The organism is Pseudoclavibacter sp. VKM Ac-2888 (assembly GCF_015351285.1).
GTDB lineage: Bacteria > Actinomycetota > Actinomycetes > Actinomycetales > Microbacteriaceae > Pseudoclavibacter.
Genome location: NZ_JADKSM010000002.1, coordinates 186,354 through 206,627 on the forward strand (window position 1 = coordinate 186,354; position 20,274 = coordinate 206,627).

Annotated in this window: 19 protein-coding genes and 1 riboswitch; of the genes, 11 read left to right on the forward strand and 8 right to left on the reverse strand. The window is 69.2% G+C overall.

What is annotated here, in order from left to right; all coding sequences use genetic code 11:
• Positions 1–77 precede the first annotated feature (77 nt).
• Positions 78–1,610 (forward strand): hypothetical protein, encoded by a 1,533-nt coding sequence (locus ITJ61_RS16280; protein WP_194686850.1) that lies wholly within the window; start codon positions 78–80, stop codon positions 1,608–1,610.
• A 51-nt stretch (positions 1,611–1,661) separates the two neighbouring features.
• Here the strand turns inward: ITJ61_RS16280 and ITJ61_RS16285 are convergent, their stop codons facing one another.
• The gene (locus tag ITJ61_RS16285) at positions 1,662–3,440 is read right to left on the reverse strand and encodes a long-chain-fatty-acid--CoA ligase (RefSeq protein ID WP_194686851.1); all 1,779 of its coding nucleotides are present in this window, start codon (positions 3,438–3,440) and stop codon (positions 1,662–1,664) included.
• Positions 3,441–3,502: 62 nt separating this feature from the next.
• On the opposite strand from ITJ61_RS16285, the gene dinB reads away from it, so the two are divergent.
• Complete coding sequence (dinB, locus tag ITJ61_RS16290; RefSeq protein WP_194686852.1) at positions 3,503–4,798, forward strand: DNA polymerase IV; 1,296 nt, start codon at positions 3,503–3,505, stop codon at positions 4,796–4,798.
• Between the two features lie 42 nt (positions 4,799–4,840).
• Here the strand turns inward: dinB and ITJ61_RS16295 are convergent, their stop codons facing one another.
• The 4 genes from ITJ61_RS16295 to glgX form a co-directional block, all read right to left on the reverse strand.
• Entirely contained in the window at positions 4,841–5,128 is a 288-nt protein-coding gene (locus tag ITJ61_RS16295) for a DUF2277 domain-containing protein (RefSeq protein ID WP_194686853.1), read from the reverse strand.
• A gap of 120 nt (positions 5,129–5,248) precedes the next feature.
• Positions 5,249–7,039: a malto-oligosyltrehalose trehalohydrolase gene (gene treZ, locus ITJ61_RS16300; RefSeq protein WP_194686854.1), complete on the reverse strand. Its 1,791-nt coding sequence runs from the start codon at positions 7,037–7,039 to the stop codon at positions 5,249–5,251.
• 49 nt (positions 7,040–7,088) lie between these two features.
• Positions 7,089–9,413: a malto-oligosyltrehalose synthase gene (treY, locus tag ITJ61_RS16305; protein WP_194686855.1), complete on the reverse strand. Its 2,325-nt coding sequence runs from the start codon at positions 9,411–9,413 to the stop codon at positions 7,089–7,091.
• Positions 9,414–9,459: 46 nt separating this feature from the next.
• On the reverse strand, positions 9,460–11,655 hold the full coding sequence (gene glgX / locus ITJ61_RS16310; protein WP_104240717.1) for a glycogen debranching protein GlgX: 2,196 nt from the start codon (positions 11,653–11,655) through the stop codon (positions 9,460–9,462).
• Positions 11,656–11,794: 139 nt separating this feature from the next.
• Here glgX and ITJ61_RS16315 point away from each other — a divergent pair, with 139 nt between their 5' ends.
• The 5 genes from ITJ61_RS16315 to ITJ61_RS16335 all read left to right on the forward strand — a co-directional run bounded on the left by ITJ61_RS16315 (position 11,795) and on the right by ITJ61_RS16335 (position 15,936).
• Complete coding sequence (locus tag ITJ61_RS16315) at positions 11,795–12,127, forward strand: hypothetical protein (protein WP_104298986.1); 333 nt, start codon at positions 11,795–11,797, stop codon at positions 12,125–12,127.
• A 24-nt stretch (positions 12,128–12,151) separates the two neighbouring features.
• A riboswitch (TPP riboswitch) is annotated at positions 12,152–12,261 on the forward strand.
• Positions 12,262–12,312: 51 nt separating this feature from the next.
• Positions 12,313–12,966 (forward strand): ECF transporter S component, encoded by a 654-nt coding sequence (locus tag ITJ61_RS16320; protein ID WP_104240718.1) that lies wholly within the window; start codon positions 12,313–12,315, stop codon positions 12,964–12,966.
• Between the two features lie 5 nt (positions 12,967–12,971).
• Positions 12,972–14,498, forward strand: coding sequence for an ABC transporter ATP-binding protein (locus tag ITJ61_RS16325; protein ID WP_323744396.1), 1,527 nt, complete (start codon positions 12,972–12,974; stop codon positions 14,496–14,498).
• Complete coding sequence (locus tag ITJ61_RS16330) at positions 14,495–15,367, forward strand: energy-coupling factor transporter transmembrane component T family protein (RefSeq protein WP_194686856.1); 873 nt, start codon at positions 14,495–14,497, stop codon at positions 15,365–15,367. Before ITJ61_RS16325 ends, ITJ61_RS16330 begins: the two co-directional genes overlap by 4 nt.
• Positions 15,364–15,936, forward strand: a complete 573-nt coding sequence (locus ITJ61_RS16335; protein ID WP_194686857.1) for a cobalt ABC transporter — start codon at positions 15,364–15,366, stop codon at positions 15,934–15,936. Before ITJ61_RS16330 ends, ITJ61_RS16335 begins: the two co-directional genes overlap by 4 nt.
• A gap of 28 nt (positions 15,937–15,964) precedes the next feature.
• On the opposite strand, the gene ITJ61_RS16340 is transcribed toward ITJ61_RS16335, so the two are convergent.
• Both ITJ61_RS16340 and ITJ61_RS16345 read right to left on the reverse strand, forming a co-directional pair.
• The gene (locus ITJ61_RS16340; protein WP_194686858.1) at positions 15,965–16,576 is read right to left on the reverse strand and encodes a hypothetical protein; all 612 of its coding nucleotides are present in this window, start codon (positions 16,574–16,576) and stop codon (positions 15,965–15,967) included.
• 37 nt (positions 16,577–16,613) lie between these two features.
• Positions 16,614–16,961 carry a metallopeptidase family protein gene (locus ITJ61_RS16345; protein WP_104240722.1) on the reverse strand — a complete coding sequence of 116 codons (348 nt, stop codon included), beginning with the start codon at positions 16,959–16,961 and terminating at the stop codon, positions 16,614–16,616.
• 138 nt (positions 16,962–17,099) lie between these two features.
• Here ITJ61_RS16345 and ITJ61_RS16350 point away from each other — a divergent pair, with 138 nt between their 5' ends.
• Together ITJ61_RS16350 and ITJ61_RS16355 are read left to right on the forward strand one after the other, a co-directional pair.
• Complete coding sequence (locus ITJ61_RS16350) at positions 17,100–18,140, forward strand: hypothetical protein (RefSeq protein ID WP_194686859.1); 1,041 nt, start codon at positions 17,100–17,102, stop codon at positions 18,138–18,140.
• Positions 18,137–18,508 (forward strand): GntR family transcriptional regulator, encoded by a 372-nt coding sequence (locus tag ITJ61_RS16355; protein WP_194686860.1) that lies wholly within the window; start codon positions 18,137–18,139, stop codon positions 18,506–18,508. The genes ITJ61_RS16350 and ITJ61_RS16355 overlap by 4 nt, the downstream gene beginning before the upstream one ends.
• Before the next feature lie 45 nt (positions 18,509–18,553).
• Here ITJ61_RS16355 and ITJ61_RS16360 read toward each other — a convergent pair whose 3' ends face one another.
• On the reverse strand, positions 18,554–18,994 hold the full coding sequence (locus ITJ61_RS16360; protein WP_194686861.1) for a cytidine deaminase family protein: 441 nt from the start codon (positions 18,992–18,994) through the stop codon (positions 18,554–18,556).
• Between the two features lie 72 nt (positions 18,995–19,066).
• On the opposite strand from ITJ61_RS16360, the gene ITJ61_RS16365 reads away from it, so the two are divergent.
• The gene (locus ITJ61_RS16365; RefSeq protein ID WP_323744397.1) at positions 19,067–19,834 is read left to right on the forward strand and encodes a class I SAM-dependent methyltransferase; all 768 of its coding nucleotides are present in this window, start codon (positions 19,067–19,069) and stop codon (positions 19,832–19,834) included.
• 65 nt (positions 19,835–19,899) lie between these two features.
• Entirely contained in the window at positions 19,900–20,262 is a 363-nt protein-coding gene (locus ITJ61_RS16370; protein ID WP_194686862.1) for a hypothetical protein, read from the forward strand.
• The last annotated feature ends 12 nt before the right edge of the window (positions 20,263–20,274 follow it).

The following is a 20,274-nucleotide window of genomic DNA, read 5'->3' on the forward strand; positions in this document are numbered from 1 at the left end:
CGTACACCGAGGAATTGTCGGGCACGACTGAGGTGCCTCTGTGGCTCTGGCGCTAGCGTCAGAGCCACAGAGCCTCGGTGAACGGAGCAGTGAGTCGTATGGGCAAGAAGTCGAACAAGAAGTCAGGCAAGAACACGCCGGTCGAGCGACCCGACGCCACCCAGGGCGGCCCTCGGGCGAAGGTCAAGAAGGAGCGCGTGCAGCCGCCAAAGACGGTGCTGCGGCCGGCTTCCCTCGGAGACGTGGCCGCGCCGTCAGCTGCGGATCCCGTCGCCGCGGCAGAGCCCAAGGGCAAGAAGCAGCACGCCGAGTCCGCCACGAAGACCACGTCGGCCAAGAAGGCCAAGTCGGACAAGAAGGCCAAGTCAGACGAGAAGGCTAAGTCGGACAAGAAGGCCAAGTCAGACGAGAAGGCCAAGTCTGACAAGAAGGCCAAGTCAGACGAAAAGTCGAGGTCGGGCAAGAAAGCCAAGTCGGACAAGAGGGCCAAGTCTGACAAGAAGAGCGAGACCGGCAATCCCGGCCGCGAAGCCAAGCAGGTCGGCAAGAGCTCCCTCGAGGAAGACTCGTCTGCCGAGAAGCCTCGCGCGTCAGCTCCGGACGACGGGCTCAGCACGCCAACGCAGCCAGGAGCGAGGAAGCCGGAGGCGAAGACGCCAGGCAGACCCGCTCCCGCAGCTGGCAAGCAGAAGCCGGGCAAGGCCGAACCGAGCGCGCGTGAGCGCACCGTCCGCGACGCGGCGCTGCTTTCCGACGAAGGCGACGAGGCGCACGGCTTCGCGCGTCTCATCCGCGCCATCCCCGGCATCGTCGCGCTTGTCGAGCAGCATGACACCTCCGTGCACCGTGCAGTCTTCGATACCTACGTGACCGCCGTCGTCGAGTTCGGCGTCGACGCGGCGGATCTCTCTCCCATCGACATCCGCACGGTGGCCCCCGATGCGCCGACGAAGGACGAGAGGCCCACCAGGTCGTCCGGCCGGAGCGGCTCCGGTGCCGCCAGCGTCGGGTCGGGGGTGGAGGCCAGCGCCAGACGCGCGCGCCGCCCCTCCGGGATCAACAGCGCCAAGGACCCGGAAGCCGTCTCGCCCTCGTCCGTGACCGGTGCGCCGGGGCGAGTCGAGGATGAAGCGGCAGGGCCAGGACGGGTGCGAAACCCAGGCTCGTCCGTGCGCGCGTCGACTCGAGTCCGTGCTGGTCAGGGGCGAGCGTCCGCTGCGGGGCGAGCCGGCGACTCAGCTTCAGACAGTCGCGGTGGGAGCACCAGCACTCCCATCGCATCCCGCACGAGGGCGGGTGCGCGCGGCGCCGCGTCGAGCCGATCTCGTGCCGCCTCGCAGGCGAAGCGCAGTCTCGAGGACCTCGCGTCCGACCTCAAGCCGACGAACAACGGGCAGCGCATCGCGATCGCGGTCGCCGCCATCCTCAGCGCCGATGGTGAGGTCACGGCCGCGGAGATCGCCAGCGCATTCGAGCGCATGACGTGGCGTGTCCCCGTCAACGTCGCCGCGTCGGTCCGGCAGGCAGCTCGAGCGGGTCTGGTCGAGCTCGAAGGCCCCACGGGGACCCGCCTGAGCGAAGACGGCGAACGGTACGTCGCAGGGGGCTGATCGCCTCCCGAGGCTGCGGCCCGCCCGTGCGTCGCAGGGGCGGGCCACCCGCTACTTTCCGGTCGTGTCGGAGGCTGACTCGGCCGCCGCTCCGCCATCCGCATCCGGAGCAACGCTGTCATCGGCTGGCGCAGCTGTCGCGTTGCGGTTCTGCTGGAGCGCATCCCGCACCTTCTTGCGCAGCACCTTGCCGATGAGCGACTTCGGGAGCTCCTCCCACACGACGTAGGAGCGAGGGACCTTGTGCTCCGAGAGTCGCTCGCGAACGAATGCGCGGGCCGCTCCCTCGTCGAACGTCGCCCCCTCGTCGAGCACCACCACTGCGGTGACCACCTCGGCACCCCCGCCGCGCTTGATGCCGACGACGGCAACCTCGGCGATACCAGGGATCTCGGTGACGACCCGCTCGACCTCGGAGGGCGAGACGTTGAAGCCGCCCGTGATGATGAGCTCCTTCTTGCGGTCGACGACCGTCACGAATCCATCCTCGTCCTGCACGACCAGATCACCGGAGCGCACCCAGCCGCCCTCGATGAGCACCTCAGCGGTCTCCTGGGGGCGGTTCCAGTAGCCCTGGAAGGTCTGCGGCCCCCGGATGAGCAGCTCGCCGACCTCGCCGAGCTCCACCTCCGTGCTCGGGTCGCTGGGGTCGGTGACCTTGATGTGCGTGGACGGGAAGGGGATGCCGATGGTGCCGGTCTTGCGCTTGTCGGTGAAGGGGTTCCCGAGCGCCACGGGGGAGGTCTCCGTGAGGCCGTAGCCCTCGACGAGCTGCCCGCCTGCGACAGCCTCCCACCGGTGCACGATGCCGTCGTTCAGCGTCATCGCGCCGGAGATCGCGTAGATGACGCCGGAGAGGTCGAGCTTGCCGTCCTTCGCGACGCGAGCGAGCCGGTCGTACATGGGCGGGACGGCCGGGATGAACGTCGCCGGCGACTTCTTTGACGCCTCGATGACGAGCTCGGGGTCGAACGTCGGGAAGAGCACGGCCTTCGCGCCGACGCTCACGGAGTAGATGACCGACAGCAGCACGCCGAACGCGTGGAACATCGGGAGGACGCCGTAGATGGTCTCGTTGCCTGCCGTGAACTCCGGCATCCACGCCGCGCCCTGACGGGCGTTGGACCACAGGTTGCGGTGCGTGAGCATGGCGCCCTTGGGGTTGCCGGTCGTCCCGCTCGTGTACTGCAGGCTCGCGAGATCCTCCGGTCCGGGCGTCGGGATGCTCGCGTCGAGGAGCTGCTGCTTCGCGAGCTTCTCGAACGGCACCGTCCCCGGAGCCTTGGCGCTGAGCTTGGCGCGCGACGCGCGTGCCTTGGCGATCGGCAGGCGCAGGAGCAGCTGCGTCTTGAGTGGCATGCCCTTCGTCACATCGACGGCGATGACGTGGCGGATGCCGAGGCTGTGGGGGAGGGACTGCACGGTCGGAGCGGCCTTGTCCCAGGCGATGACGATCTCGGCGCCGTGGTCTTCGAACTGAGTCCGGAGCTCGTCGCGCGTGTACAGCGGGTTGTGCTCCACGACGACGGCGCCGAGGCGCAGTACCGCGTAGAAGGCGACGACGTGCTGCGGCGCGTTCGGCATGATGAGCGCCACCCTGTCACCTCGCTTCACCCCGATGCGGCGGAGGCCCTGCGCGAACCGCAGCACCTGGTCCTGCAGCTCCGAGAAGGTCGTCTGGGCGCCGAAGAACTCGATCGCGGGCTTGTCCGGGAAGCGCTCGGCGATCTCCGCGAGCATGTCTGGGAGTGATCCTGTTGGGACTTCGATGTCCTTCGGGGTTCCGGGTGCGTAGAAGGCGGTCCAGGCGCGAGACTCGTTCAGCTGCATGCGCAGAGTCTATTCGCGCAGAGCGTCCAGCAGATGTCGGTGGGGCGACGCACAATGGATGCATGACCAGGAAAGACATGGGGGCGCGGCAGACGGGGGTGGCGTCCGACCGCGACGCATCCGCGAGCATCCTCCACGTCGACATGGACGCGTTCTTCGTGGCCGTCGAGCTGCTCGAGCGGCCCGATCTCGTCGGCAAGCCGGTGATCGTCGGCGGTACCCGGGAGCGGGGCGTGGTGTCGAGCGCCAGCTACGAGGCGCGGGCCAGGGGTGTCCGCAGCGCCATGCCGATGCATCAGGCGATCGCCCGCTGCCCGGAGGCGGTGGTGCTGCAGGGCAACATGGGCAAGTACCGTGACGCCTCGCAGCAGGTCATGGAGATCTTCCGCGAGTTCACGCCGCTCGTCGAGCCGCTCTCCATCGACGAGGCGTTCCTCGACGTGTCCGGCGCGAGTCTGCTGTTCGGCTCGCCGGGTGAGATCGCGGCGAGCCTTCGCGCGCGGGTGAAGGCGCAGACGGGGCTGACCTGCTCCGTGGGTGCCGCATCCACCAAGTTCGTGGCGAAGCTCGCGTCGGGAAAGTGCAAGCCGAACGGCATGCTCGTGATCCCACACGAGGAGACGATTCCGTTCCTGCATCACCTGCCCGTCGGCGCGCTCTGGGGCGTGGGAGAGAAGAGCGAGGCGAAGCTGCGCGGCATCGGCATCCACACGGTCTTCGATCTCGCGCACACGCCCGTCCCCGTCCTCGAGCGAGCGGTCGGCAAGGCGGGAGCCGCCAAGCTCAGTGCACTGGCGTGGGGCCGTGACGAGCGCGGCATCGAGTTGGCGCACCGCGAGAAGTCGATCAGCCACGAGCAGACCTTCTTCGACGACGTGAGCGACGTCGCCTTCCTCGAACGCGAGGTGCGGGCCCAGTCGGATGCGGTTGCCACCCGCCTGCGCCGTGCCGGTCTGCAGGCCCGGCAGGTCGGCATCAAGCTCCGATGGTCAGACTTCTCGACCATCACACGCTCGCACACGCTCGCCGAACCGAGCGACGTCGGACATTCGCTCTACCTCGAGGCGCGGGAGATGCTGCGCACGGCCCTCGTGCCGCCGAGACCTGTGCGCCTCATCGGGGTGCGGGCGGAACAGCTCGTGGAGGCAGGCAGCGTTGGCCAGCTCTCTCTCTTCGGCGCCGAGGAGGACGACGACTGGGAGGCCGCGGAGCGGACGGTCGACCAGGCGGTGGCGCGCTTCGGGAAGTTCGCGTTGCGCCCCGCCTCGCTGCTTGGTCGCGGCGAGCGGAGCGACGGAACGGTCGGACTCAGCGAGCGGGCCAACCGGAAGCAGGACGAGACACCCGACCGGCACTGAATCGGGTATCCGAGCACCGGGCAGGGGCAGCGCTTCTTCGCGTCAGGAGGCGGTCTTCGCTGCTTCGCGCGCCGCGATGCGCGCCTGCACCTCAGGGCGACGCAACGGTGGCACGGTCTTCGGCGGTTGGCGCCGTTCCGGGAGGTCCTCAAGGAGGTGCTCGGTGATGTGCGCGATCTCGCGGACCGCCTTCTCGAAGGCCTCGCGAGTGCGCACGGTCGGGTGCGTGATGCCGGAGACCTTGCGCACGTACTGGCGGGCGGCGGCTTCGATCTCGTTGTCGTTCGCGGCTGGTTCGAGCCCGCGCAGCTCTGTGATGTTCCTGCACATGCGCGACAGGGTACGCCGAGGCGCTGCGATGACTAGGAGAACATCGCCCGCCTCACCCCGGTTCCGCGCTGGGCCGCGGAGCGGCGTTCCCGCCGGACCCTCCGCGACGCCGGTCAGAAGCTAGCTGGCGCGAAGGACCGCGGCGCTCTCAGCCGGAAGGCGGAGCGGGACGGCGGACGCGCCCACCGGTGCGCCCGTGACGGTGCCGGTGGTCTGGCCGAGCGTTGCACGTGCATCGGTGGAGAAGAGCACCTCGGTGGCTCGGTCGACTCGAAGCTCCCGCTCGTCTGCCGAGAAGTTCACGGCGATGACGAGACCGCCTCGCGTGATGACCAGCGTGCCGTCTTCCTGCGACGCCTCGACGCTGCTCGCATCGATCCAGGGCGTCGTGATGTCCGCCTCCCGCCTGCGGAGTGCGATGAGCTCGCGGTAGGTCTCGAGGAGCTGGGCGTGCTCCGGCTTCTCGAGCTCGCTCCAGTCGAGCTTCGACCGCTCGAACGTCGCGACGTCCTGGGGGTTCGGAACGACGGCGGCGTCCCAGCCCATGCGGGCGAACTCGCCGATGCGCCCCTCGGTTGTCGCCTTCGCCAGCTCCGGCTCCGGGTGGGAGGAGAAGAACTGGAATGGGGCCGTGGCTCCCCACTCCTCGCCCATGAAGAGCATGGGCGTGAAGGGCGAGGTCAGCTCGAGCGTGGCCGCGATGGCCAGCTGGCCTGGGGAGAGCGTCGCCGTGAGGCGGTCGCCGATGGCTCGGTTGCCGATCTGGTCGTGATTCTGCGACGAGACGACGAGCCGCCAGGCGCGCGTGTGAGCCGGCAGGGGGCGACCGTGATGGCGACCTCGGAAGGTCGACAGCGTGCCGTCGTGGAAGAACCCCTTCTCGAGCACCTTCGCGAGGGCATCGAGACCCTCGAAGTCGGCGTAGTAGCCGCTGGTCTCCCCGGTCAGGTTGACGTGCACGGCGTGGTGGAAGTCGTCCGACCACTGGGCGTCGAGTCCGTAGCCGCCTGCCTCGTCCGACGTGATGAGGCGTGGGTTGTTGAGGTCGGACTCGGCGATGAGGGTCAGCGGGCGACCGACGTGCGCTTCGAGCTCGGCGACGTCCCGGGCCAGCTCCTCGAGGATGTGCACGGCGCGGTCGTCGATGAGGGCGTGGACCGCGTCGAGCCGGAGCCCGTCGACGTGGAAGTCGCGCAACCACATGGCCACGTTGGCGCGGATGAACGCGCGAACCTCGTCGGAGTTCTCCCCGTCGAGGTTGACGGTGTCGCCCCACGCCGTGGCGTGGTGATCGGAGAGGTAGGGCCCGAACTTGCCCAGGTAGTTGCCGGAGGGGCCGAGGTGGTTGTAGACGACGTCCTGGATGACGCCGATGCCGCGCTCGTGGCAGGCCTCGACGAAGCGCTGGTAGGCGGCCGGTCCGCCGTAGCCCTCATGGACGGCGAACCAGTCGACGCCGTCGTAGCCCCAGCCGTGGGTGCCGCTGAACGCGTTGACGGGCATGACCTCGACGAAATCGACCCCGAGCTGCTGCAGGTGGTCCAGGCGGTCGATCGCCGAGTCGAGCGTGCCCTCGGGTGTGAAGGTGCCGATGTGCACCTCGATGATGACGGACCCCGCGAGCGGGCGGCCGGTCCAGTCGGCGTCCACCCACGGGTGCCGGTCGGCGTCGAAGGTGCGCGAGAGGCCGTGCACGCCGTCCGGCTGCCACCGCGAGCGGGGGTCAGGGATGGGGGTCATGTCGCCATCGACGAGGTAGCCGTAGTCGTGCGTGTCCTCGTCGAGCTCGAGCGCCGCGTCCGGTACCCACCAGTCGCCGTCGGTGCGCCGCATCGGCAGCTCGGTGCCGTCGAGGTGCAGGGTCAGCGTCTCGGCGTGTGGTGCCCAGACATCGAAGCGGGAATCGCGCACGGGGAAAACTCCTTGGTGGGAAGCGAGATGGTGTGGATGCGGGTGCCGGCTAGGACCTGGCGAGCAGCGCCACGGGGTACTGCTGCAGGAGCGCGGCGAGCGGGACGTCCTTGCCGCCAGTGAAGACGGCGGCGGTGAGCTGGTCGATCCACTCGCCCTCGGGGAGGGGGATGGTCGTGCCGATCCATCCGCCGCCCTGCTCGAGGCCGATGGGGAGGCGCGTGCCGATCGTGATGGCACCGCCCCGCGAGAACGCGAGTGCATGCTCTGCCGCCGGCCCGTCGGCGGTGATGCCCTCGTACTCGGTGAAGAGCTCCGGTCGGCTGCGGCGCAGGCGCAGGCAGGCCGCGGTCACGAGCAGCTTCGCGGCACCGGAGTCGTCGATCGCGGGGACCGCCCCGTGCAGGATCGCGTCGAGCGCCGCAGTGCGCGACGAGTAGTCGACACTCTGCCGGTTGTCTGGGTCGACGAGGGTGCGCGTCCACAGCTCCGTGCCCTGGTAGACGTCGGGGATGCCCGGCATCGTGAGCTGCACGATCTTCGCGGTCAGCGAGTTCGACCAGCCCGCCTCCTGCGTCTCGGCGACGACGTTCTGGACGACGTTCGACGCGACGGGGTTGTCGAAGACGGCGTCGACGGCCGCGTGCAGCTGCCCCTCGAACGTCTCGTCCGGGTTGGTCCAGCTCGTGTGCAGGTCGGCCTCGCGCGCGGCCTTCTCGAGGTAGTCGGTGAGGCGCTCGCGGGATGCGGGCCACGCGCCGACGATCGCCTGCCAGGTGAGCTGCGCGAACGCGTTGTCGTCGATGGGGGCCACGTTCTGGAGCTCGGCGACGCTCTCCGCCCAGAACTCGGGGACCTCGCTGAGGGCGGTGATGCGTGCGCGAGTGTCCTCGCCGCGCTTCGTGTCGTGGGTCGACAGCGTGGTCATGGCGTCTGGCCAGTCACGGGCGCGTGCCGTCTGGAGCTCGTGGAACCGCTCCGGGGTGATGGAGAAGACGTTCGGGTCGCCGCCGACCTCGTTGAGGGAGGTGAGGCGTGCGTAGCGGTAGAACGAGCGGTCTTCGACGGCCTTCGCCATGATCATGCCGGTGGTCTGCTGCAGACGCAGCGCGGCCTCGGCTTCTGGCGCCTCGAGGAACGGCAGGACGCGGGCGATCGACGCCGCGAGATCCGGCCGCTGCTCGGTGGCGGCCTTGGCCGCATCGGCGAGGTGGTTCGCGCCCGTCGGAAGGTAGCTGCGGTACACGCTGAAGTGGGCGGCGATCTCGGCGACGGAGTCCTCGATGAGGTCGTCCTCGAGGCCCGTCGCGCGCAGTTCTCGCGCGATGCGGCGGATCTCGGCGTTCAGTGACACGTCGGCCACTGCGCGCTTCGCCTCGTGGATGAGCTGCTCCCAGTCGACCGGGTCGCCGTCTGCTCCCGCCGCGAGCTCGTCGAGCGGCTCCTCGGCGTCGGCGTCCACGAGCACCCGGTCGATCTGGCCGAGCGCGTCGTAGCCGGTCGTCCCTGCCGTGCGCCAGTCGGCGGGCAGCGCCTCGTCGCCCTCGAGGATCTTCTCGACGAGCACATACGCTCCGCGCGTTCGGTCGGCGAGGTGGCGCAGGTAGCCGCCCGGGTCGCGGAGTCCGTCCGGGTGGTCGATCCGGAGCCCGTCGACGAGGCGGTGACGCATCCAGTCGAGGATCTCCGCGTGAGCTTCCTCGAACACGTGCTCGTCTTCGACGCGGATGCCCGCGAGCGAGGTGATGGTGAAGAAGCGGCGGTAGTTGAGGCGGCTGTCGCCTTGGCGCCAGTGGATGAGCTGGTAGTGCTGGTTGTCGAGCACTTCCCGCACCGATGCGCCCTCGGGCGCCGAGCCTTCCGCGAGCGGGTACTCGGTGGAGTGGTAGCGCAGCACGCCGGCCTCGGTGTCGACGGTCACGTTGGCGATCGCGTCGCCCCGCTCCCTGGGCATGTCGTCGTCGCCCACCGTGGGGATGAGGAGCTTGCCGCCGCCCGCCTCCCAGTCGATGTCGAAGGACTCGGCGTGCGCGGCCTGCTGGCCGTGCTCGAGCACATCCCACCACCACGGGTTGTCGCGTGGTGTTCCGACTCCCATGTGGTTCGGGACGATGTCGACGAGCACGCCGAGGCCCAGCTCGCGGGCCTTCGCGGAGAACCGCTCGAGCCCCTCGCGCCCGCCACGTTCGTCGTCAACCTTCGAGGGGTCGACGACGTCGTAGCCGTGCGTGCTGCCTGGGGTCGCCTGGAGGATGGGCGAGAGGTACACCCATCCCACGCCGAGCCGCTCCAGGTAGGGCAGCTGCTCGGTCGCGGCGTCGAGGTCGAACTCCGACGTCAGTTGGAATCGGTACGTGCTGGATGGGATGCGCATCATGGTCTCCGTGGCGCGAGGTGCTTCTGAGGTGGCTCTGGCGGGGTCAGCTGCCGAGGGGCGGCCGCGTGATGATGGGGATGGGGGTGGTCATCGCGGCGACGGAGGCGGCGACCGAATGGTCTGGCTTCTCCTTGAGCTCGGCTTCGCGCAGCACGACGAGCGAGCGCGGCTCGAGTGGGATGGTTGCTCCCGGCTCGACGGCCTCGAGGTCGGTGTGCATGCCGGAGGTGTCGATGACGATGTCCCAGTGGGAGGTGATCTCGACGCTGGGGATGGTCGCCTCGACGACCGTCTCGCTGGCGTTGAAGTAGACCATGAAGCTCACATCGGTGATCTCCTCGCCCCGCTCGTCGCGTCCGGCGATGGCGTTGCCGTTGAGGAACATGCCCATCGACTTCACGAACTCGGCGTTCCAGTCTTCGGATGCCATCTGCGTGCCGTCGGTCGAGAGCCACACGATGTCGGGCAGCGCGGATCCCTCGGCGCGCTCCTCGACGCGGCCGTTGAAGAAGCGGCGTCGACGGAACGTCGGGTGGTCGGCGCGCAGCTGCGCGACGGCCCGCGTGAACTCGACGAGCGGCTCGTCGGCGTTCTCCCAGTGCACCCAGCTGATCTCGCTGTCCTGCGCGTACGTGTTGTTGTTGCCGTTCTGCGTGCGCCCCAGCTCGTCGCCGTGGAGGAGCATGGGCACGCCCTGGCTGAGCAGCATCGTCGCGATGATGTTCCGCTGCTGCCGGGCGCGCATGGCGTTGATCTCGGGGTCATCGGTCGGGCCTTCGACGCCGAGGTTGTAGGAGCGGTTGTGGCTCTCGCCGTCGTTCCCGTTCTCGCCGTTGGCGTCGTTGTGCTTCTCGTTGTAGGAGACGAGGTCTCTCAGCGTGAAGCCGTCGTGGGCCGTGACGAAGTTGATGGAGGCGAAGGGGCGGCGTCCGGAGTGCTCGTACAGGTCGGCGGATCCGGTGATGCGGCTCGCGAACTCGCCAAGCGTTGACGGCTCGCCTCGCCAGAAGTCGCGCACGGTGTCGCGGTACTTGCCGTTCCACTCTGTCCACTGCGGTGGGAAGTTGCCGACCTGGTAGCCGCCGGGGCCGACGTCCCACGGCTCGGCGATGAGCTTCACCTGCGAGACCACCGGGTCCTGCTGCACGAGGTCGAAGAAGGTGGACAGCTTGTCGACGTCGTGGAGCTCGCGGGCGAGGGTGGAGGCGAGGTCGAAGCGGAAGCCGTCGACGTGCATCTCGGTGACCCAGTAGCGCAGCGAGTCCATGATGAGCTGCAGCGAGTGCGGGTGGCGCATGTTGAGCGAGTTGCCGGTGCCCGTGTAGTCGGTGTAGTACCGCTTGTCGTCGTCCTCGAGCCGGTAGTAGGCGGCGTTGTCGATGCCGCGGAAGCTGAGGGTCGGGCCGAGGTGGTTGCCTTCTGCCGTGTGGTTGTAGACGACGTCGAGGATGACCTCGATGTTGTTGGCGTGCAGCGTGCGCACCATCGACTTGAACTCCTGCACCTGCTGGCCTGCCGTGCCCTGGGAGGCGTAGTCGGCGTGCGGGGCGAGGAACGAGATGGTGTTGTACCCCCAGTAGTTGCGGAGGCCCTTCTCGATGAGGGTGCTGTCCTGCACGAACTGGTGCACGGGCATGAGCTCGATGGCGGTGACGCCGAGCCGCTTGAGGTGCTCCACGATCGCGGGGTGCGCAATGCCGGCGTACGTGCCGCGGATCTCCTCTGGCACGTCCGGGTGCAGCTCGGTGAGCCCCTTGACGTGCGCCTCGTAGATGAGGGACTCGTTGTAGGGGATGCCCGGCTTCCGGTCGCCAGCCCAGTCGAAGTAGGGGTTGATGACAACGCCCTTCATCATGTGGGGCGCTGAGTCGAGGTCGTTGAACGAGTCGGGATCGCCGAAGTTGTAGCTGAAGAGCGACTGGTCCCAGTCGATCTCGCCCGTCGTCGCCTTCGCGTACGGGTCGAGGAGGAGCTTCGCCGGGTTGCAGCGGCTTCCGTTGACGGGGTCGTAGTCGCCGTGCATCCGGTAGCCGTACTGCTGGCCGGGCTGCACGTGAGGGAGGTAGGCATGCCAGACGTGCGCATCCTGCTCGTAGAGCCTCACCCGCTCCTCGTTGCCGTCGTCATCGAAGAGGCACAGCTCGACCTTGTGGGCGGCCTCGCTGAAGATCGCGAAGTTGGTGCCACTTCCATCGAACGTCGCTCCGAGGGGGTAGGCATTTCCGGGCCACGTTTTCATGCACGCTCCTATTGCTTCATCGAAGAACATCGCGTGTGGATGCAGGCACTAAAGCTACCAAAGGGTGGGAGCGCTCTCGCCCGCAAGCACACAGGACTTCTCCTGGTTGGCAGGCATGTCGACGACCTACGCTGGCCGCATGACGAACCTCACACAGAACCTCACGGACTCGGTCAAGAAGCTCGGCGTCACCCTCGCCTACGGCGAGAAGGTGGAACTCGGCAAGTCCACGATCCTTCCGGTCGCTCTCGTCTCGTACGGCTACGGCGGTGGTGAGAGCACTGAGGAGGGTCAGGAGAACTCGTCAGGCGGCGGTGGCGGCGGGATGGCCGTGCCGGTCGGCGCGTACGTGGATGACGAGTTCGGCACGAGCTTCCGGCCGAACATCATCACGCTGCTCGTCGTGTCGATTCCGCTGGTGTGGACGGTCGGGCACGCGCTCCCGCGTCTCATCAAGGCGCTCAAGAAGTAGCTCAGGCGCGGTACGGCCTATACTCGGGGGTGTTCACGGGAGTCCGGTAGTCCGGGCTGAGAGGAAGGCTCAAGCCTTCGACCGTCAAACCTGATCTGGGTAATGCCAGCGCAGGGAGGCACATCTCCGAGCAGGGTCGCCCACGGCTCTGCGCCCGTGCACTTTCACTCGAAAGGGCACACAGCATGACAACTTCCCCGACTCCATCTCCGACTGCGGCAGCGCAGGTCCCGGCTCAGGCGAAGGCGCCGAAGAGCCGCTTCCGCTGGCGTGTCATCGACATCGTCACGGCGGCCGTTCTCGGTGTCGCGACGGGCCTCATCTTCATCTTCTGGAACAGCGTCGGCTACCTGTGGTTCACGACGATGGACGCGTTGACGCCGGGCTTCGGTGGCATCGCGGTCGGCATCTGGCTGCTCGGTGGCGTGCTGGGCGGGCTCATCATCCGCAAGCCGGGGGCTGCGCTCTTCGTCGAGGTGCTCGCGGCGTGCGTGTCCATGCTGCTCGGCAGCCAGTGGTCGATCGAGACCGTCTACTCGGGTATCGCGCAGGGCCTCGGTGCTGAGCTCATCTTCGCGCTCTTCCTCTACAAGCGCTTCGGTCTGAGCGTCGCGATGCTCGCGGGCGCTGGTGCTGCCGTCGCCGCGTGGGTGCTCGAGCTGTTCCTCAGCGCGAACATCGAGAAGGGCCCTGAATTCCTGACGATCTACCTGGTCGCTGTCGTGGTCTCGGGTGCGGTGCTGGCGGGAGTCGTCGGCTGGCTGCTCACGCGAGCACTCGCCGCGACCGGCGCGCTGAACCGCTTCGCGGCGGGCAGAAGCGCGAAGCGAATCGGCTAGCGGTCGTGGGCGCGAGAGTCGAGGCGAGGGGGTGGGGCTGGCGCCACGCCGATCGGGCGAAGCTGGCGGTCAGCCAGCTCGACCTGACGATCGAGCCCGGAGAGGCCGTGCTGCTGCTCGGGCCGTCGGGGGCGGGCAAGTCCACGCTCCTGGCGGCTCTTGCCGGGGTGCTCGGCGACCACGAGGACGATGGCCAGGAGCTCGGCTCGCTGCTGGTCGACGGCAGGCATCCGACGGATGCGCGCGGCGCGGTGGGGCTGGTCCTGCAGGATCCGCAGGCGAACACGGTGCTCGCCCGAATCGGCGACGACGTCGCGTTCGGCTGCGAGAACCTCGGTGTGCCGCGCGCCGAGACCTGGGTTCGGGTGCGCGAGGCGCTCGACGCCGTCGGGCTGCGGATGCCGCTCGACCGCTCGACCGCGCAGCTGTCCGGCGGTGAGCGCCAGCGCCTCGCGATCGCGGGCGTGCTCGCGATGCGGCCGAACCTCATCCTGCTCGACGAGCCGACCGCGAACCTCGACCCGGCTGGTGTCGAGGAGGTTCGCGAGGCGGTTGTGCGTGCCGCCGAGGTCACCGGCGCGACGCTCATCATCATCGAGCATCGGGTGGATGTGTGGCGTTCGAGCGTCGACCGGGTCGTCGTGCTCGGCACCGAGCAGCACCTGCTCGCAGACGGTGCTCCTGACGTGATCCTGGAGGAGCAGCGGGAGTCGCTCCTCGCGGCGGGTGTGTGGATAGGCGGCCACGAACCCTCGGTTCCCCGGGGCGAGCGCGCCCCGGGGGAGGACCTGCTCGTCGCCGACGGCCTCGGGTTCGGGCGTGCCGACCATCCGCTGCACACGCAGTTCGGGGCGACGCTGCGGGCGGGGGAGTCGACGGTGGTGCTCGGTCCCAACGGCGCGGGCAAGACGACGCTGGCGCTGACGCTCGCTGGCCTGCTCAAGCCGGTCGCGGGCGACGTGCGTGCGAGCAGTGCCCTGCGTGAAGCTGGCGAAGACGCTGACAGTCGACGGGGTGGCTGGGCGCTCGGCAGGTTCCGCGCGGCGGGCCCGGTCGGCCCGCATCCGTCTGCCTGGCGTTCCCGTCAGCTGCTGACGAGGATCGGCACGGTCTTCCAGCAGCCCGAGCACCAGTTCGTCGCGGGCACGGTGCGGCGCGAGCTCGAGGTGGGACCGGATGCGGTGGGGCGCGGCAGACGCGAGACGAGCGAACGCGTCGACGAGCTGCTCGCGGCGCTGCGCCTCTCGCACCTCGCGGAAGCGCACCCCTTCACGCTCTCCGGCGGTGAGCAGCGTCGCCTGTCCGTCGCGACGGTGCTCGCGACGGCGCCTCGGGTGCTCATCTTCGACGAGCCCACCTTCGGGCAGGACCGCAGGACCTGGACGGAGCTCGTCACGATCATGTCTCGCCTCGTCTCCGAGGGGCACTCGCTGGTCTCCGTGACTCACGACGAGCAGCTCGTGCGCGTGCTCGGCGACCAGCGCATCCGCATCGAAGCCCACGACCGCAAGAACGAGAAGGTGCCAGCATGATCGGCAGCGGCGCGGGCGTCGCCTCGGCGGGTTCCCGCCCGGCCTGGTCGGCCCGGTCGCCCCAGGTCGACGCCGGCGGCGTGCCGCTCGAAGTGCTCCCCGTCGGCGGACGGTTCCTCGACCGCGTGAACCCGGTCACGCCGTTCCTGGCGGCGGTGCTGTACTCGATTCCCCTGCTGACGACGCTCGATGTCGTCTCGGCGGCCGTCGCGCTGACGCTCTCGCTCCTCGCCTTCGGCGTCGCCGGAGTGCGCCCCATGGAGGTCCTGCGATCGAGCTGGATCCTCCTCATCGCCGCCCCCGTCTCCGCCACGAGCATGCTGCTGTACGCCAAGCCCGGCGGGGCGAGCTACGGGCAGTTCCTCTACGCGAACATCACCGACAACTCCATCCAGCTCGCGATCGCCGTCGGCGTGCGCGTGCTCGCGATCGGCGTGCCGACGCTCGTCGCGTTGAGCCGCATCGACCCGACCCGCCTCGCCGACGGCCTCGCGCAGGTCGCGCACCTCCCGGCGAGGTTCGTGGTGTCGGCGCTCGCGGGCATCCGCCTCTTCGCCGTGTTCCGCGACGACTGGACGGCGATGAGCCAGGCGCGCCGCGCTCGCGGTCTCGGCGACTCGGGTGCCATCCGACGGTTCATGACGATGGCGTTCGCGCTGCTCGCTCTCGCGCTGCGACGGGCTGGGACACTGGCGACCGTCATGGAGGCTCGCGGCTTCGGCGCCGAGGACATCACGCGGACGTGGGCTCGCCCCTCACGTCTCGACTGGCGGGACCTCGTTCTCGTGCTTGCGGCAGTGGTCATCGCCGGCGCGGCTATCGGAGTGGCCGTCGCGGCGGGGTCGTACCGGCTCGTGGGCAGCGCGTGAGCGGGGTCGCGGCGCTGCTGGACCGCGTGCTCGCGGATGCCCGCGGCTCGCGCCCGGTCGTGATCATCGACGGCGGGTCGGGCTCGGGCAAGACGACGCTCGCGGGGGAGCTGCTGGCGGAGTTCCGGGCGCGCGGCTTCGAGAGCGCGCAGCTGGTGTCCCTCGACGACGCCTACCCGGGCTGGGGTGGCCTCGCTGCGGCCTCGCAGGCGGTGCATCGCGACATGCTCCGTCCCGAGCAGCCGGGGCTCCCGCACCGCCCCGGCTATGAGAGCTGGGACTGGGCGGCGGACGCGCCCGGTCCGTGGCGCGAGCTCGACGGCTCCGCGCCGCTCATCGTCGAGGGCTGCGGTTCGCTGTCGCACGAGAGCGCGCCCCTCGCGACGACGAGCGTGTGGATAGAACTCGACGAGGCCCACCGGAAGCCGCGGGCGCTCTCGCGTCCTGCAGACGTCGGCGTCTTCGAGGAGTTCTGGGAGATGTGGGCGGCTCAAGAGCGCGAGCACTGGCGACGCAATGCGCCGTTCCTGCTCGCCGACGTCATCATCGAGGCCGCGCCCGGCGCATGACGGGGTTTCGCGGCGTCGCGAGGCGCTGTCAGCGCGGGCCGGTGCCCGTCTGGTCTGAGCTCTGCCGGCGGCGAGCGCGCACGTAGCGCACGGTGAAGATCACGGCGATGACCAGCCCCACCAGCGCCGCGAGCAGCCAGGTGCCACCGACGATGAGGCCGTAGACGGCGTCGTCGTAGTCGATGCTGGTGCCGGGACCGGCGTCGAGGGAGAGGCCGGTGCCGATGCTGTCGGCGACCGGCCGCAGCAGGAGACCGGCGAGCGCGCCGACTCCCGTCGCGAGGGGGATCGCGAATGCCCACCCCCAGAGCACGGAGCCGAACGTCGGACCGGCCGCGCCCGCTGTGCGACGAGCGGCCTGGATGCTCCGCGCCCCGAGCAGGATCAGCACGACGAGGCCGGCACCTGCCGAGACGAACATCGCCCAGAACGCGAACGCGGAGAGCAGCGTCTGCCCGGTCTCGACGAGCGGTGGGATGGGCCCGACGGCGTCGACCGTGATGCTCGCGGCAGCAAGCGCCGAGAGCAGACCGGTCACGGCCATCCACAGTGCGAAGGCTGGTGCCGCCAGGACGAGGACGATTCCCCAGAGGAGGCGTCCTGGCCGGAGGGGCCCGCGGGCTGGTGGCGTCTGCTGCATCCGGGAAGCGTACCGGGGACGCGCGAATCGGGAGGCTCTACGCCCAGCCGAGCTCGTGGAGCTGCGCGTCGTCGATGCCGTAGAAGTGCGCGATCTCGTGCACGAGCGTCGTGTGCACCTCGTCGCGGAGGGTCTCCTCGTCGTCGCAGATCGACAGGAGCGGTTCGCGGAACAGCACGATGCGGTCGGGCAGCTCGCCGAAGCCGTACTGGCCGCGATCCGTGAGCGCGAACCCCTCGTAGACGCCGAGCAGGTCGAGCGAGCCGTCCTCTGGCCGGTCCTCGACGACGAAAATCACGTTGTCGAGGCCGTCGACCATCTCGTCCGGCAGCTCATCGAGCTCGTCGACGACCAGGGCCTCGAAGTTCTCCCGCGACATCTCCATCCGCTCATTGTGTCGCAGGGTGGCTGGACAGGGACCGGCGGCGAACCGAACTTGCACTGCGAGCGCAGTACAAGTTGTGCTAACTTCGCATCACAATATTTTGTCCGCACCGCGCGAGCGGCACCTTCGGAGGCATGAGTGATCGACCCAATTCTCAACTTCATCCGCAGCCTCTCTTCCGGGGTGCGGGAGTTCCTGCCGCTGGAGGTGGCCATCACCTTCGGCTTGGTCCTGTTCGCCGTCTCGTGGGTGAGGCCGCGCCGAATCGTCGCGCTCCCTGATTCGGGTTTCAGGCGGACGGTGCTGCTCTGGTGCGGGGTCGGTGGCTGCCTCCTCATCGTGGCCGTGGCGACGCTCACGAGCGCCCTCGCTACCGCTGGAGGAGGATCTGACGTCTCCGGATTCGATGGATGGTGGCGTCGGCCCGCTCCACTCGTCGCCGCGATCGTGGTGGTCGCAGTGGCCGGTCTGGCTCTGCGTTCGGTCCCGCTGACAGCTCCCGGCTCGAGGGCCCTCGCGCCTCGGAGACGCTGGAACGCCTTCGCTCCCGGTCTGTGGCTCTGGGTGGTGCGATTCTCAGCCGTGCTGATCGCCGTCACTGCGCTCTGGCAGATCCTGATCGCCGTCTCGGCACCGCCAGAGGGCCCGTTCTTCGGCGACGTGGCTCGCTACACCACGCTTCCCATCTACTCGCACTTCAACGGCAGCTTCGGATACCTAGCGGGTGCCGGCTGGCCCAACCACCTGGCCACGCTTGCCACGCTTCTTGCCGCGGCGGGTGTCTTGGTCTGGGTGCTGAAAGCAGACGCGAACCGCCCCGAAGCCCTTCCCGCAGCCACGCTCAAGACCCATCGCGATGCGACCGCGCGCGTGCTGACGCTCATCGTCCTCGCGGGACTGGTCACCACGTTGGGTGCTGTCTGGATGCACGTCGGCTCCACGAGCACGATGACGGTCGGTCTTGACGAGCGCTGGGTGTCAGCGGAGGTCTCCTACCCGCAGCTCTACATCGAGGGGGGCTTCAGCGCGCTGTCGTACCCGATGAACGTGACCGGGTATCTGCTCCAGGGGGTTGGGGTCGCGCTCGCGCTCAGGCTCGCGGTGGACACCGTGCGTGCTGCCGCGGCGCGGCCGGCCGCAGCCGCAGCGGGGGCATCGGTCTCGGCGGCCGCGCGTTGACCGCGTCAAAGTCTGCCGAGGATCTCGCGGAGCTGTTTCGGGGTGCTATTCGATCTGGCGTTCTCGGTGACGGCGAGAGGCTTCCCACGGTGCGGCAGACCGCACGCGACTTCGAGGTGGCGCAGGCAACGGCGGCAAAGGCGTATCGCTCGCTGGAGCGGGAAGGGCTCGTTGTCACTCGCACTGCGGCGGGGACGCGTGTGGCTCCCGGGGCATCCCGCGCGCCTCAGGCGGTGATCGAGCACATCCGTTCGCTGCTGGATGCGAGCCGTGAAGCCCGGGTGCCGCTCGATGACGTCGTTGCGATTCTCAGGACAGTCGCCGCTCAGGATCCAGGCAGCCACGACGGTTCGCGCGAACCCGAGTGATACCGCGGGCTACTCACCTCGACCCCCAGGTGAGTTCACGCGTCTCTAGACCTGCGCCGAGGCATGGTCGTAGGCGAGGGGGAGGAGCTCGCTTGCGACCACGCTGATCAGGCCGTCAGGCCCGGGCAGGATCACCCGAATGTCGGGGTAGTGGTCGGCGAGCACCTGGCGGTCACGCCCGCAGGGGCTCATCACCCCGCGGCCGTGGTTCGCGACGGCGACGATGTGCGTCAGCTCGAGGGCACCAGCAGCGCGGGCCGAGCCGAGCGCCACCAGCTCGGCGCAGGGCCCGCCCGTGAAATGGTGCAGGTTCACGCCGACGTGCACCCGGCCGTCCGCCGCGCGCACGGCAGCCCCTACCGTGTGGATGCCGTCCTCATCCGGCCCAGCATCCGTCGTCGCATCGATCGTCGACCGGGCGGCTTCGACGAGCTCGAGCTCGCCTTCCGAGACGGGCCGGGCGGATGCGAGTTCGAAAGCGGTCATGACGCGAGCCTACGAGGTGTCCTCGAGAGGGTCTCCTGGCTCGATACGCGCGCTCCTCGCTAGGGTGCCCCAGTGACTGATGCCGAATTCGCCCGCCCGCAGGAGTGGCGAGCTGCACACGCCGCCGCCATGGTCGGCTGGGACTTCTCCGCCCTGGACGGGCGCATGACCGCCGACGATCCCCACTGGGACTTCACTGCCGAGTGCCGTGCCGCGATGGCGACTGCCACGCGCATCGCCGACCTCGGCACGGGAGGTGGCGAGCGGCTCATCGAGCTCATCGGCGACCTCGGTGCCGTCGCCGAGTCCCTGGCCATCGCGGCAACCGAGGGGTGGGAGCCGAATATCGAGATCGCGAGGCGGAACCTGGCGCCGTTCGGTGTGGACGTGCACCGCTACGACTCCGAGGCGGGTGACTCCCTGCCGTTCGAAGATGCGTCGCTGGACCTCGTCGTGTGCCGCCACGAGTCCTTCGACGCCGGGGAAGTCGCCCGTGTGCTCGCGCCGGGCGGCCGGTTCCTGACCCAGCAGGTCGACGGACGGGAAGCGCACGAGCTCCGAGAGTGGTTCGGCGGGGACCCGCTGCACGACGACGTGACGCTGGCGAACGCGAGCAGCGAGGTGGCAGCCGCCGGGCTCCGCATCGAGCTCGCCGACGAGTGGACTGGGCGGATGACGTTCGCGGATGCTCGTGCGCTGGTCGAGTACATGGCCCTGGTGCCGTGGGATGTCCCAGGCTTCGAGGTCGACGCCAACATCAGCACGCTGCGTCGCCTCGACGCAGCGCGGCCGATCATCGTCACGCAGCGGCGGTTCCGACTGGCCGCAGTGCGCGACTGAGCTGCTCGACGCGCCAGAGCGTCCGCTCGCTGGCGTGGTGCGACGCGGCCCGCGAGAATGGGGCCATGATCGACGTCTTCGGGGAGGCCCTGACCCATGAGACGGTCGCGCAGTTCGCCTTCTGGGGCATGGTCCTCGGCGTCGGAATCGCGCTGCGCATCGTCCGATCGGTGCGGCCGCACCTGCTCAACCGCACGCGCTGGGGAGTGCTGGCCGCCGCCATTCTCCTGCTCCTCGTCGCTCTGAGCATCGTGAACCTGTCAGCCTCCGTCGTCCTCTCAGTGGTGTCGAGCTTCCTGCTCGTCGCCCTGGGGGCAGCCGGCGCCGGTGCCCTCGTCGCGCTCGCGGTCTTCTCCCTGCTCGAGTTCATCGCGCCCAAGCGGCGGCGCGACCTGGTTGCGGCTCCCGCGGGCGCTCCGCAGCGCTGACACCTCACGGGG